Below are 13,994 nucleotides of genomic sequence, written 5' to 3'. Positions count from 1 at the left end.
CCTACGGTTTGCGCATCCTGTAGGCCGGATAAGGCGTTTACGCCGCCATCCGGCAACGCTGTGAGTAATTTACGCATCACGCTTCCTCCCCCGCCATCCGCTCAGCAGCGCGCCACACACCATCAACAATCCCCCACCCCAGATCCAGCGCACGCCGGTCTGCACGTATAAGCGCATGGCGTAACGATCCGGTCCGGTTTTTTCGCCCATCACCGCGTACCAGTCATGTAGCAGGTTCCAGTGAATCCCCGGCTCCATCATCTGTTGACGACGCGCGGCATAGAAGCGCCTTTCAGGCTGCAGGCTGCCAATGCGTTTTTCATTCCGCCACAACGTGATCCGCGCTTTTTCACTGGTGTAGTTGCCTTTGGCCTCCAGATCCAGGCGCTCAAAGCGGAAAATGTAGCCCGCCAGTACCACCTGCTGCCCGGGGCTGAGGTTAAGGCTGATTTCATGCCGACTGCCGCTGGAAACCATGATCCCGGCGGCGAAGATAAATACGCCCGTATGCGCCAGCAATGCCGGAAGCTGACGATGCACAGAGACTTTGCGGCTTCTGATTGTCGCCAGTACGATAACCACCAGCATCAGCAGGCCAAACGGCAGCGTGACGCGATTAAAATAGGGCGCGCCCACCGAAAGCCTTCCCCAGCCCATCAAACCATAAATCATGGGGTAGAGCGTCCCGACCAGCACGATCAACAAGACGGCGCTAAAGAGCAGCAGCGTCGCCAGAATGAGCGTTTCGCACTTTCCGCCGCCCAAACGCGTCGCCGGATACAGCTCCCGCGCCCGCCAGCCGTACAGAACAAGCGATGCCAGACTTAACGCGGCAAAAAGGGTAAACAGCGGCACCGCGCGCACGTTATCCAGCGCAAAGGCATGTACCGAAACAAGAATGCCGGAACGCACAATCAGCGTTCCCAGCAACGAGAGGATCAGCGTCAGTATCGCCAGCAGCAACGACCAGTGACGGAAGCTCCCGCGCTGGCGGCTGACATACAGACTGTGCAGCAAGGCGCTGGCGGCAAGCCACGGCAACAACGAGGCATTTTCCACCGGGTCCCAGAACCACCAGCCGCCCCAGCCCAGTTCGCAATACGCCCACCACGATCCGAGAATGATCCCCAGCGTCAGAGCGCACCAGCCGGGTAACGCCCAGCGCCAGCACACCCAGGCGGTTGCCGCGTTAAAGCCGTCGCACAGTAGCGAAGCCAGCGCTACGCTCGCCGCGATCATCAGGCCACCATAACCCAGATAGAGCAAAGGCGGATGTAAGATCAGCCCCAGATGTTGCAGCATGGGATTAAGGTCGCGCCCTTCCATGGCGGGAGGGAAAATACGCAGGAACGGATCGGACCACAGCACAATAAATAGCAGCAGCGAGGCCATAATGAGGGACAAGATGCTCAGGGTCAGCGGAAAAAGCGCGTCAGATTCATGCCGGGAGCGCCAGGCGAATAGCGCCGTCCACCCCGAAAGAAGCAGCGCCCACAGCAGGAGCGAGCCTTCATGACCGCCCCATACCGCCGCCAGTTTCAGTCCCCATGACAATTGACTATGGCTATGCTGCGCAACATAAACGACCGAAAAATCGCTGGTCAGAAAACAGCTAACCAGAATCGCAAACGCCAGTAGCAGCAGCGTGAACGCCATCCACGCGCCGCAGGTCGTCAGGCGCATGACGCCACGCCAATGCTGACCCATCCCGCACCACGTCGCCAGCGGGGTCAACACGTTGACCCCGAGACTCAACAACAGCGCCAGAAATCCGGCTTCAGGAAGGAAGATGTCCAGATTATGCAACCGTTAGCTGTCCCGCATAAAGAATGAAAAAGCGCAGCAGCAGCACGCCGGTCAAACTGGCGCCGCAAACGGCCAGCACGCCGTGAAACGTGACGCTACGGTTAGCCCAGGGTTTCAGCAGCAGCGGGATAATCAATCCCAGCCCTACGACGCCAAGCCAGAACCACCAGCTCCAGAATCCGCCGCCCAGCGCCGCCGCCAGCGCGCGCATTTTGCCATCATCGCCCAGCGCCAGCCCGATAAAAAAGGCCGCCAGCAGGAAGATCTCCAGCCATACCACTGGGGTTTCCATGCGATGTACAAAACGCGCCTCGGTGCTGTGCGGGTTGCTACGATGGCGTAACGCCATAACGATCAGCGCCACCGCCGCGCCGGAGGAGATGCCGGAGAACAGAAACAGCGCCGGCAGGATCGGGTTATTCAGGAACGGATAGGATTTCAGCGCCGACAGCAGAAACCCGGTGTACGCCCCGAGCAGAACCGCCAGTACCAGCATTAACGTCTCCAGCACGCGATGAAACGGCGTTATTAGCGCCAACACTTTCTGCACGATCCCTAAACGCGGCAGCCAACGCTGTTGCAGGGCAATCACCTCTTTTCCAAAGATTTTTGCCAGCCACAGTACTAACACCACCATGTACAACTGGAACAGCATCACCCCCATCGACATCACCGAGGTAAAGCTGTAGTGGAACATCAGTTTCCAGAAGGTCCACGGGCGCGTCAGGTGGAAGACCAGAATCAGCAGACCAAGAATAATCGCCCCCGGCCCTAACACCAGCGTAGTGCGCAGCAGCGTGCTGTCCGAACCGCCCGCCTCCGGATGGAAGCGACGCAGCAGAATCGCCAACGTAACCAGTCCGGCGGAGATGCCAATCAGGAACAGATAGATGGCGATGGGCCAGTCCCACACCAGTGATGCAAAATGAAATGCAGAAGCGGGTGTCATTGGCTCACCTCCCCATAGTTAAAGGGAACGCGGTAGACCTTCGGTTTTGTGCCCAGCGCCAGCTTGTAACGATAGGTAGTTTTTTGCCGCAACAAACGGGAGATATCGCTGTTGGGATCGTCCAGATTACCAAACGTCAGCGCCTTCGTCGGACATGACTCAACGCAGGCGGGCTGTTTGCCCGCTTTCAGGTTGGTTTTCCGGCAGAAATCGCATTTATCCGCCGTCTTACTGACCGGATGGATAAAGCGCACGCGGTAGGGACACGCGGCAATGCAGTACTGGCAGCCGACGCAAAGGTCCGGATTCACATCGACAATACCGCTGGCGGCATCGCGGAATGATGCCCCCGTCGGGCAGACGTCAACGCAGGGGGCATGGTCGCAGTGCTGGCACGAGTGGCGGAAAAAGCGATATTTCACCTCCGGAAACGTCCCCTGCGGCTCGCTGCGAATAATCGTCAGGCGCGATACGCCTTCCGGCACGTTGTTGACTTCCCGACAGGCATCCATGCAGGCCGTGCAGCCGATGCATAATGACTCATCGTGTACCATGCCATAACGCACGCCATTAATATTCAACGTGTTCGCTACAACGCGTCCTGCCATCCCACTGACCGCCGCCAGCGCGCCGACGCGGGTAATAAATTGACGTCGGGTGCAACTCATGGCTGCTCCTTAAGCAACGGAACGGACGCCGGATTAAAGTGCGGGTTAGTACGCTGATCGCTGTGGCAATCCACGCATATTTTGATTCGCCCTTTCTCGCTTAGCGTCTGCATCGTGTCTTGCTGCGGATGCAGGGAATGGCAACTGGCGCAGGTCACTTTAGTAACATGAACATCGTGCGGCCAGAACGCTTTTTGCAGTTGTTCAGGCAAGTGGCAGGACATACAGACGCTGTTCTGCTGCTCTACCGTATACATCGGGTCGTTAAAACGCATCACATCTTTCACCCCTTCACGGTGGTGAAGCGACGGTTGACCGTGGCAGTTGGTACAGGTTATCGGCAATTTATTGTTCGGGTTGATAGCGCCCGTATGTTTACCGTGCATACCTTCGGTGTCCGGTTTGTGACAGTCCAGACAGGCAGCATCCGGATTACGCTGCTGGGTGACCGTCCAGCGTTGATCCGACCCCTGCGGCGTTGGCGTGGCAGTGATTCCACTCAGGCTCCAGAACAGGCCTGACGCCAGCACCCCAGCAGTTAATAACGAACGTAATACGCTCATATTCACTCCGTTGAGTTATCCGCCCCTTACGGGGCGGAATGGGGTTATTGGCTTAACAGACCGTTTTTACGCGCCTGATCTTCCCACTGCGGTACGACCGTTTTCAGGAAGTCCTGCTTCTCCGCGTTGATTTGTTGCATATTCAAACCAATCGCTTTCTGCGCCTTCTCTTTCGTCGAAATATCCGGCAGCGGAATTTCATGGGTAATGCCTTTGGTCGCCAGCAGTCGCGCCAGTTTAGTACGGGCATCCGCGGCTTTATCCATCGCACTGCCTAACATCCGTAGACCTTCTTCCGGGGCATGCATATGAATACCGTGTGACGCAATCGCCAGATCCCAACGCCACTGCGCGTGGCGAATATCGTTCAGAATCGGTTTCATTTCCGCGTCTGTCGCCCCCGCATCCCATGCGGCTTTCGCTTCGAAGTGCGCATGTACCAGCTGATCTTCAACCTTGATTTTCAGGTCATGAATCGCCTGTTTACGCTCGGCGACCACTTTTTGCAGGGACGCTTTATCCTGGGTGTGGCAGTTGGCGCAGGTTTGCGCGAAATTGTCGAACGGGTTGCCGATTTTATGGTCGGTGTAGAGCTTGCCTTCGGCGTTCTGTACTTTCGGCATGTGGCAGTCAATACAGGTCACGTTGTTCTTACCGTGAATGCCCGCGCTCCAGGTTTCATATTCCGGGTGCTGCGCTTTGAGCATCGGGGTTTTGGACAGAGAGTTAGTCCAGTCAGAGAAGGCGATAGTGTCGTAGTATTGCTCCATGTTCTCGACTTTCATGCCCTCATCCCACGGGAACTTAACGGCTTTGTTTTTACCGTCAAAGTAGTACTCCACGTGGCACTGGCCGCAGACCATCGATTGCTGATCAAATCGTCCCGCTTTATCAAACGGTTTGCCGATAGCCTCCATCGCCCGTTCAGCATAGGGGCGCGACAACGTTAACGCGGGCTTCCCCTGGGCGAAATCGTCCGACGCGGTGTTATGACAGTCGGCACAGCCCAAATCGTTGACAATTTCCGGGCCGCCGCGCGCCCATTTGCCATGGAAGTAGCCGTCTTCGCCTTCTTGTTGGATAAGGCGCGCGACATCGGGGCTTTTACAGCTCCAGCAGGCCATCGGCAGCGGGCCGTCTTCCGCCGTTTTTGGCGCGCCGGTACGCAGCGTTTCGCGCACGTCAGTTACCGCATACGCGTGGCCGCGTGGTTTGTTGTAATCACGGGAGAAGGGATAGCCCGCCCACAGGATCACCAGACGAGGGTCTTCCGCCAGCGCATCTTCACGGGCAGACTGTTCTGACGTCGCTTTCCATGACTGATATTGGTCGGGGTGTTGAGGCGCGAACGTTTCATTTTTCGCTTCAACAGTAACGGTTTTTGCGGATACAGGCGTTTGCTCAGCGTAAACAGAGGTAATGAAGAAAAAAGGAAATATAAGGCTGAAGAAACGGCGTGCGCGTAGTGTTTTCCTTGCCATAGAGGTCTCATCCAGATTGCGCCATTATCTTTAATGGCGATTTTTTATCGTTTTCCATAACAGCAACCGCACAAATACTGTTATTACATTGATCTCCTCTATGTGTAACAAATAACCACACTTAAAATGTTGTCTTTAATCAATTGTAAGTGTATGTAAAATACCACTTTAGAGTTAGTAACCTGGACAAAACTCCCTCTCTTTTCTGATTTCCAGACACGGATCACTTTTTTAAAAAATTTCATATAACGTCATGTTATCCCGAAAATTTATCTAATTTTGCGGGACACAATCAAAAAATAGATTGCTGCTTATTTGCACAGTTCCCTTTTTGCGTGATCTGTCGCCCAAATACTAAACAAAACTTATTAAGACCCTACATTTAACGTTTATGCGACATATTATTAACATCCTACAAGGAGAACAACAGCATGAGCCAAACACATAAACACGCCATTCCCGCCAACATTGCGGATCGTTGCCTGATAAATCCAGAGCAGTATGAGACTAAATATAAACAGTCTATTAACGACCCCGATACGTTTTGGGGCGAACAGGGAAAAATTCTCGATTGGATCACGCCGTACCAAAAAGTGAAAAACACCTCCTTTGCGCCAGGCAATGTGTCGATTAAATGGTACGAGGACGGCACGCTGAATCTGGCGGCGAACTGTCTTGACCGCCATTTGCAGGAAAATGGCGATCGCACCGCCATTATCTGGGAAGGCGATGACGCGTCGCAGAGTAAACATATCTCTTATCGCGAACTGCATCGCGATGTCTGCCGTTTCGCGAATACACTGCTGGATCTGGGCATTAAAAAAGGCGATGTGGTAGCGATTTATATGCCGATGGTGCCGGAAGCGGCGGTGGCAATGTTGGCCTGCGCCCGCATCGGCGCGGTGCATTCGGTGATCTTCGGGGGCTTCTCGCCGGAAGCCGTCGCCGGACGCATTATCGACTCCAGCTCGCGGCTGGTGATCACCGCTGACGAAGGTGTACGTGCCGGACGCAGTATCCCACTGAAAAAGAATGTCGATGACGCGCTGAAAAACCCGAATGTCACTAGCGTTGAGCATGTGATCGTCCTGAAGCGCACCGGCAGCGACATTGACTGGCAAGAAGACCGCGACCTGTGGTGGCGCGATTTGATTGAAAAAGCCAGCCCTGAGCACCAGCCTGAAGCGATGAATGCCGAAGATCCGCTGTTTATCCTTTATACCTCCGGCTCCACCGGCAAGCCGAAAGGCGTGCTGCACACCACCGGCGGCTATCTGGTCTACGCCGCGACCACCTTTAAGTATGTCTTTGATTATCACCCTGGCGATATTTACTGGTGTACCGCCGATGTGGGTTGGGTGACGGGGCACAGCTATCTGTTGTATGGCCCGCTGGCCTGCGGCGCGACCACCTTAATGTTTGAAGGCGTGCCGAATTGGCCAACGCCCGCTCGCATGTGCCAGGTGGTCGACAAACACCAGGTCAACATTCTCTATACCGCCCCAACGGCCATCCGCGCGCTGATGGCGGAAGGCGATAAAGCCATTGAAGGCACCGACCGTTCTTCACTGCGCATTCTGGGTTCCGTCGGCGAGCCGATCAATCCCGAAGCGTGGGAATGGTACTGGAAGAAGATCGGCAAGGAAAAATGTCCGGTCGTCGACACCTGGTGGCAAACTGAAACAGGCGGTTTTATGATCACGCCGCTACCAGGCGCTATCGAACTGAAAGCCGGTTCCGCCACCCGTCCTTTCTTTGGCGTACAGCCTGCGCTGGTGGATAACGAAGGCCATCCGCAAGAAGGCGCGACGGAAGGCAATCTGGTCATCACCGATTCCTGGCCGGGCCAGGCGCGCACTCTGTTCGGCGATCATGAACGTTTTGAGCAGACCTATTTCTCTACCTTTAAGAATATGTATTTCAGCGGCGACGGCGCGCGTCGCGATGAAGACGGCTATTACTGGATCACCGGTCGCGTGGATGACGTGTTAAACGTCTCCGGCCACCGTCTGGGTACGGCGGAAATCGAATCGGCGCTGGTGGCGCATCCGAAGATCGCCGAAGCGGCGGTGGTGGGTATTCCACACGCTATCAAAGGCCAGGCGATTTACGCTTATGTGACGCTCAACCACGGCGAGGAGCCGTCGCCAGAACTGTACGCGGAGGTGCGCAACTGGGTACGTAAAGAGATTGGCCCGCTGGCGACGCCGGACGTGCTGCACTGGACCGACTCACTGCCAAAAACCCGTTCCGGCAAAATTATGCGCCGCATTTTGCGCAAAATCGCGGCGGGCGATACCAGCAATCTGGGCGATACCTCGACTCTCGCCGATCCTGGCGTGGTGGAGAAACTGCTCGAAGAGAAGCAGGCCATCGCGATGCCGTCATAACCATAAATGCCGGATGGCAACGCGAATGCGTTTTATCCGGCCTACGACCCTACCCCTGCCCTCTCTCAAACCGGGAGAGGGAAATATAAAAAAACCTCCCCCAAAGGATTTCGTGTTACAGGAAGGCGGCAAGCGAGCACATCCTCAGCAGCATAGTTCACTATGTGGCTGGGGCGCGCGAGTGCGGCCAACGCGCCTGTAGCGCGAAAGACGCAGGGGGACCTCTGGAGAGCTCTGTGATGAATGACCAAATTTATCAGCGGATAGAAGACAGTGCGCGTTTCAGGGAATTAGTCGAAAAACGGCAACGGTTTGCCACGATTCTGTCGGTTATCATGCTGGCGGTTTATATCAGCTTTATTTTACTGATCGCCTTCGCGCCTGGCTGGCTGGGCACGCCTCTACATGCGGGAACCAGCGTCACCCGAGGAATTCCCATTGGCGTCGGGGTGATTGTGATTTCTTTTGTGTTGACCGGAATTTATATCTGGCGGGCGAATGGCGAATTCGATCGTCTTAATAACGCCGTACTGCATGAGGTGAAAGCATTATGAAGAGAGTTCTGACGGCGCTTGCCGCCGCACTCCCCTTCGCCGCTCATGCGGCGGATGCCATTAGCGGCGCGGTTGAACGCCAGCCCACCAACTGGCAGGCGATTATCATGTTTTTGATTTTCGTCGTGTTTACGCTCGGTATTACCTACTGGGCCTCTAAACGCGTACGTTCCCGTAGCGACTACTACACCGCAGGCGGCAATATCACCGGGTTCCAGAACGGCCTGGCGATTGCCGGCGACTATATGTCTGCCGCGTCATTTCTCGGCATTTCCGCGCTGGTGTTTACCTCCGGTTATGACGGGCTGATCTATTCGCTGGGCTTCCTTGTCGGCTGGCCAATCATCCTGTTTTTGATTGCCGAGCGCCTGCGTAATCTGGGACGTTATACTTTTGCTGACGTTGCCTCTTATCGCCTGAAACAGGGGCCAATCCGTATTCTTTCGGCCTGTGGCTCCCTGGTAGTGGTGGCGCTTTATCTCATCGCCCAAATGGTCGGCGCCGGTAAACTGATTGAACTGCTGTTCGGCCTCAACTATCACATCGCCGTGGTACTGGTCGGCGTACTGATGATGATGTACGTGCTGTTCGGCGGGATGCTGGCGACAACGTGGGTGCAAATTATCAAAGCCGTCCTGTTGCTGTTTGGCGCCAGTTTTATGGCCTTTATGGTGATGAAACACGTCGGCTTTAGCTTCAATAATCTGTTTACCGAAGCCATGGCGGTACACCCGAAAGGTTCAGCCATTATGAGTCCGGGCGGGCTGGTGAAAGATCCGATCTCCGCGTTGTCGTTGGGTCTGGGACTGATGTTCGGCACCGCCGGATTGCCGCATATTCTGATGCGTTTCTTTACGGTCAGCGATGCCCGCGAAGCGCGCAAGAGCGTGTTCTACGCTACCGGTTTTATGGGCTATTTCTACATTCTGACCTTTATTATCGGCTTCGGCGCTATCATGCTGGTGGGGGCGAATCCCGCCTATAAAGATGCCGCGGGCGCGCTGATTGGCGGCAATAACATGGCGGCGGTACATCTGGCCAACGCGGTAGGCGGCAACCTGTTCCTCGGCTTTATTTCGGCAGTGGCGTTTGCCACCATTCTGGCGGTGGTTGCTGGTTTGACGCTGGCGGGCGCATCGGCGGTGTCGCATGACTTGTACGCCAACGTGTTCCGCAAAGGCGCAACCGAACGTGAAGAGCTGAAGGTGTCGAAAATCACCGTCCTGGTGCTGGGCGTGATCGCCATTATCCTCGGCGTCCTGTTTGAAAATCAGAACATCGCCTTTATGGTGGGCCTGGCGTTTGCTATCGCCGCGAGCTGCAACTTCCCCATCATTCTGCTTTCCATGTACTGGTCAAAACTGACCACGCGCGGCGCTATGCTGGGCGGCTGGTTAGGTTTACTGACAGCGGTGGTGCTGATGATTCTTGGCCCTACCATTTGGGTGCAGATCCTCGGCCACGAAAAAGCGATCTTCCCGTATGAGTATCCGGCGCTGTTCTCTATCAGCGTGGCGTTCCTGGGAATCTGGTTCTTCTCGGCCACCGATAACTCGGCAGAAGGCAACCGTGAACGTGAGCAGTTCCGCGCTCAGTTTATCCGCTCCCAAACGGGATTCGGCGTACAACAAGGGCGTGCGCATTAATCTTACCGTTTCCTCCGGCCCTGTGGGTCGGAGGAAAATCAGAACATTACCCTCGCCACCAGCGGGGCTGCCAGCACCATCACCACGCCGGACAGCATCATTACCAGACTGGCGACGACACCCTCCTGCTGACCAAGTTCATAGGAACGCGCCGTGCCCGCCCCATGTGACGCCGCGCCGAATCCTGCCCCTTTTGCCATGCCTTCCTGGATAGAGAGACGCAAAAATAGCGCGTCGCCGACCGCCATGCCAAACACGCCAGTGACGACCACGAACAGCGCCACCAGATCCGGCTGCCCGCCCAGGGGTTCTGCCGCCGCCAGCGCAAACGGCGTAGTAACGGAACGTACCGCCAGACTACGCTGAATCTCATCCGATAACGTGAACAGACGCGCCAGCCAAACGGAACTAGTGACCGCCACCACCGTCGCCGTCACTACGCCCGCGGTGAGCGACATCCAGTGACGTTTGATAATCGCGAGGTTATCGTACACCGGCACCGCAAAGGCAATGGTCGCCGGGCCGAGCAGCCACAATAGCCAGTGCGATTCACCAATATAGTTTTGCCAGGAGATATGACCGAACACCAGCATTAACACCAGCAGTGCTGGCGTCAACACTAATGGCATCAACGGCAGTTTGCGAAAACGGCGATACAGACGCTTATTGGCGAAGTAAATCCCCAGCGTAATCACCAGACACAGTACGCTTAACTGAACGTTATTCACGGTTTAGCCTGCTCATCTCATAGCGATACACTTTATCCACCACCCACGCCGTCGCGCCGAGTACCATTAAGGTACTGATCGCTATCACCGAGAAGATGCGCCAGCCGTCCACCAGTAACAGATGGGCATAGTTCACTACCGCCACGACAGCGGGAACAAAGAATAACAGCATCTCCGCCAGCAGCCAGCGTGCGCCTGCGCGTACCCAGCTAAGCGGAATAATCCGGCAAACGATCAGCGCCAACATAAGCACCATGCCGACCAGATTCGCGGGCAACGGCAGGTGCAGCCAGGAGACAAGATATTGGGAAAAAATAAATAAACCTGCATAGAGCAGTACCTGAACCGGTACCTGGAGTCGTTGCACAACGGCAGGCGTAACGCGGCTTATCGCCACAGCCATGAGGGAATGTCCTGAAAAATAATACGGAGCGCCAGTATAGAGAACCTCCGTCACGGGCAGAAATGAATTAAAATCATTGCAGGCATAGTCGGAAGGAATAATCATGGATATCAGAACGCTGCGTTATTTTGTCGAGGTGGTGCGCCAGCAAAGTTTCACCCGCGCAGCGGAGAAGTTATTTGTCACCCAGCCAACCATTAGCAAGATGCTGAAAAATCTTGAAGATGAGCTTAACTGTACGCTACTGATCCGCGACGGACGTAAGTTATTGCTGACCGATACCGGACGCGTGGTGTTTGAACGCGGTCTGGCGATCCTCGCTGAGTTTCGCCAGTTAGAGGCCGAGTTGAGCGATATTAACCATCTCAATAAGGGCGTGCTGCGGCTGGGTATTCCCCCGATGGTCGGCATGTTGATGGCCGGGCCAATCAGTTTGTTTCGACAACGCTACCCTGGCGTTGAACTCAAAATTTCGGAGTTTGGCGGCCTGACGGTACAGCAGGCGGTAATGAATGGCGAGCTGGATGTTGCGATGACCGCGCTCCCGGTGGAAGAAGCGAGCGGGCTAACGACGTTATCGCTGTTCAGTCATCCGCTGTGCGTGCTGGTTCCCCGTTCCGGTCAGTGGACAACCTGCGACTCCATCGCGCCTGAAGCACTGGCGGAGCATCCTCTTCTTATCTACAACGAAGACTTTGCCCTGAGCCGCCAGTTGATGACCTTATTTAGCCAGCATGACGTAAAACCACGGATTGCCGTGCGCAGCGGGCAATGGGATTTTCTCGCCGCCATGGTGCAAGCGGGCGTCGGCATCGCCATTTTACCGGAGCCGATTTGTCAGCGTCTGGATAAGGCCACGCTGCGCTGGCTACCGCTGGAAAGCGATCTCCGCTGGCAGTTGGGCATGATTTGGCGAGAGGGCGTGTATCTGTCGCACAGCGCCCGGGCATGGTTAACCTGTTGCGAAGGGTTTTGGCTGAAACAACCGTAAGCCATGGGTTAAAACCCTTGCCGGATGGCGGCGCAAGCACCTTATCCGGCCTACTTGTAGGCCCGGTAAGCATGGTGCCACCGGGCCACAAGGACTACTGATTTTCTATCAGTAACGCCTCCATCAAATCCAGGTCGTGCAGCAGCTTTTGCAATGTTTCATTGCTGATTTCTCGTGTGGCGCGCAGATGATACAACTCGGCGCGTTCGGAACGCAGCGCCGCCAGACGGAAACGTCGCTCCAGGTTTTCTTCCTGTATGGAGCTTTCGACATCGTTTCGCCCATCGGCACGGCGACGCAAGTTACCAATGACACGCGAGCTTACTTCAGTAAGCAACTGATTATCGATGTTTTCTTCGGTATCCGCCGCCAGACGCTCTTCCATTTTCTGAATGGCGACAATCGCCACTTCCGCCGTCGCCGCGCGGGCGATACGCTCCTCTTTCAACTGTTGCGCATGATCGGCGACTTCCAGATGTTGCAACAGCAGCGGCAGCATGATCACGCCGACAAACAACGAGAACAGAATGACGCCAGCCGCCAGGAATACCAGTTCATAACGCGCCGGAAATCCGCTGCCATCCGGCAAAAGTAACGGTATAGAGAGCACACCAGCCAGGGTGATCGCCCCACGAACGCCAGCGAAGGAAGCAATCAGAATTTCACGCGACGTCCAGCTGGCGAACTCCATCGGTTTCTTCTTCAAAAAGCGCAGGCTGAACTTTTTCATGGTCCACAGCCAGCCGAAGCGAACCAGCATCAATGCCGCATAAATCAGCACGATATCGGTAAAGAGCATCCAGGTTTCGACATTCGGGTCAGCTTCCGCCGCCGCCAGCGAAGATTCCAGAATACCCGGCAATTGCAGTCCCAACAGCAGAAAGACCATACCATTAAAGACAAATTCCAGCATCGCCCAGGTACTGTTCGCGCGCAAACGCATTGCCAGCGGCGCGCGGCGCATTACGCCAGAACGGGTGATGGTCATCCCGGCGGCAACCGCGGCCAGGATGCCTGAGACGCCAATATGTTCGGCAATCAGGTAAGACGCGAAGGGCAGCAGAAACAGCAGGACGATTTGCGTCGCGGGTTCATCGCCGCCCCAGCGGCTCAAAAAACGCAGCGAGCGGCCATACAGCCAACTGACCACAAAACCCGCCAGAATACCGCCGATAGCGACCTTAAAAAACTCCAGCGTCGCGCCGCCGACGGTAAAGACCATCGTCCCCATCGCCACCGCGACGGCGAATTTCAGCGATACCAGACCGGAGGCGTCGTTCATTAACGCCTCTCCCTGCAGAATGCCCATGATTTTTTTCGGGATACGCCCCTCGCCCACAATTCCGGAGAGCGCTACCGCATCGGTCGGCGACAGCACGGCGGCCAGTGCAAAGGCGGGGATCAGCGGAATGCCGGGCACCAGCCAATAAATCAGGAAGCCGATTCCAACGACCGTTACCAGGACCAGCGCCAGCGCCAGCCCGAAAATCTCTCGTCCATGCTCAAGAAATTCACGGGTCGGCGTCTTCCAGCCATCCGCAAACAGCAGCGGCGGAATAAACAGCACCAGGAAGAGTTCCGGGTCGAATTCCACATGCAAACCAAACGTCGGCCACGCCAACAGCGCGCCAATGGCGATCTGCATAAGGGGTAAAGGAAGCTGGAAGGGTAATACACGCGTAAATACCCCCGACAGCGAGACCACAAGGGTCATGATGAGTATTGTGAAGAAAATTTCCATGCGTTCCCTGTTTGCGATGTTTTTTATGATGGAGAAAGGCATCATGCCTCGGTTTCACCTTCTTCAGATTAACG

Annotated in this window: 12 protein-coding genes; 4 read left to right on the top strand and 8 right to left on the bottom strand. The window is 55.6% G+C overall.

Annotated elements, in window-relative coordinates; translation table 11 throughout:
- Window positions 1-69: 69 nt before the first annotated feature.
- The 5 genes from NA389_RS04260 to nrfA are packed head-to-tail and all read right to left on the bottom strand — an operon-like array spanning window position 70 to window position 5,467.
- A complete protein-coding gene (locus NA389_RS04260) occupies window positions 70-1,806 on the bottom strand; it encodes a heme lyase CcmF/NrfE family subunit (RefSeq protein WP_000551705.1) in 1,737 nt (578 codons plus the stop codon).
- The gene (gene nrfD, locus NA389_RS04255; protein ID WP_000186606.1) at window positions 1,799-2,755 is read right to left on the bottom strand and encodes a cytochrome c nitrite reductase subunit NrfD; all 957 of its coding nucleotides are present in this window, start codon (window positions 2,753-2,755) and stop codon (window positions 1,799-1,801) included. The genes NA389_RS04260 and nrfD overlap by 8 nt, the downstream gene beginning before the upstream one ends.
- On the bottom strand, window positions 2,752-3,423 hold the full coding sequence (gene nrfC, locus NA389_RS04250) for a cytochrome c nitrite reductase Fe-S protein (protein WP_001278026.1): 672 nt from the start codon (window positions 3,421-3,423) through the stop codon (window positions 2,752-2,754). Before nrfC ends, nrfD begins: the two co-directional genes overlap by 4 nt.
- On the bottom strand, window positions 3,420-3,986 hold the full coding sequence (gene nrfB / locus NA389_RS04245; protein ID WP_000115067.1) for a cytochrome c nitrite reductase pentaheme subunit: 567 nt from the start codon (window positions 3,984-3,986) through the stop codon (window positions 3,420-3,422). Before nrfB ends, nrfC begins: the two co-directional genes overlap by 4 nt.
- 44 nt (window positions 3,987-4,030) lie before the next feature.
- A complete protein-coding gene (gene nrfA, locus NA389_RS04240) occupies window positions 4,031-5,467 on the bottom strand; it encodes an ammonia-forming nitrite reductase cytochrome c552 subunit (protein WP_000101786.1) in 1,437 nt (478 codons plus the stop codon).
- A 431-nt stretch (window positions 5,468-5,898) separates the two neighbouring features.
- Between nrfA and acs the strand changes: the two genes are divergently transcribed.
- The 3 genes from acs to actP all read left to right on the top strand — a co-directional run bounded on the left by acs (window position 5,899) and on the right by actP (window position 10,057).
- Window positions 5,899-7,857, top strand: a complete 1,959-nt coding sequence (acs, locus tag NA389_RS04235; RefSeq protein WP_000083874.1) for an acetate--CoA ligase — start codon at window positions 5,899-5,901, stop codon at window positions 7,855-7,857.
- Window positions 7,858-8,096: 239 nt separating this feature from the next.
- The gene (locus NA389_RS04230; RefSeq protein WP_000999620.1) at window positions 8,097-8,411 is read left to right on the top strand and encodes a DUF485 domain-containing protein; all 315 of its coding nucleotides are present in this window, start codon (window positions 8,097-8,099) and stop codon (window positions 8,409-8,411) included.
- A complete protein-coding gene (actP, locus tag NA389_RS04225; protein ID WP_000832526.1) occupies window positions 8,408-10,057 on the top strand; it encodes a cation/acetate symporter ActP in 1,650 nt (549 codons plus the stop codon). The genes NA389_RS04230 and actP overlap by 4 nt, the downstream gene beginning before the upstream one ends.
- 38 nt (window positions 10,058-10,095) lie before the next feature.
- Here actP and NA389_RS04220 read toward each other — a convergent pair whose 3' ends face one another.
- Together NA389_RS04220 and NA389_RS04215 are read right to left on the bottom strand one after the other, a co-directional pair.
- A complete protein-coding gene (locus NA389_RS04220) occupies window positions 10,096-10,785 on the bottom strand; it encodes an LrgB family protein (protein WP_001067094.1) in 690 nt (229 codons plus the stop codon).
- A complete protein-coding gene (locus NA389_RS04215) occupies window positions 10,778-11,188 on the bottom strand; it encodes a CidA/LrgA family protein (protein WP_000257347.1) in 411 nt (136 codons plus the stop codon). Before NA389_RS04215 ends, NA389_RS04220 begins: the two co-directional genes overlap by 8 nt.
- A 103-nt stretch (window positions 11,189-11,291) precedes the next feature.
- Here NA389_RS04215 and NA389_RS04210 point away from each other — a divergent pair, with 103 nt between their 5' ends.
- Window positions 11,292-12,179 (top strand): LysR family transcriptional regulator, encoded by an 888-nt coding sequence (locus NA389_RS04210; protein WP_000354962.1) that lies wholly within the window; start codon window positions 11,292-11,294, stop codon window positions 12,177-12,179.
- A 94-nt stretch (window positions 12,180-12,273) separates the two neighbouring features.
- On the opposite strand, the gene NA389_RS04205 is transcribed toward NA389_RS04210, so the two are convergent.
- On the bottom strand, window positions 12,274-13,920 hold the full coding sequence (locus NA389_RS04205) for a Na+/H+ antiporter (RefSeq protein ID WP_000402189.1): 1,647 nt from the start codon (window positions 13,918-13,920) through the stop codon (window positions 12,274-12,276).
- Between the last annotated feature and the right edge of the window lie 74 nt (window positions 13,921-13,994).

Source organism: Salmonella sp. NW645, assembly GCF_051703725.1.
GTDB classification, from domain to species: Bacteria; Pseudomonadota; Gammaproteobacteria; order Enterobacterales; family Enterobacteriaceae; genus Salmonella; species Salmonella enterica.
Note: the sequence above shows the minus strand (reverse complement) of the source record. Positions and strands in the feature narration are given on the sequence as shown.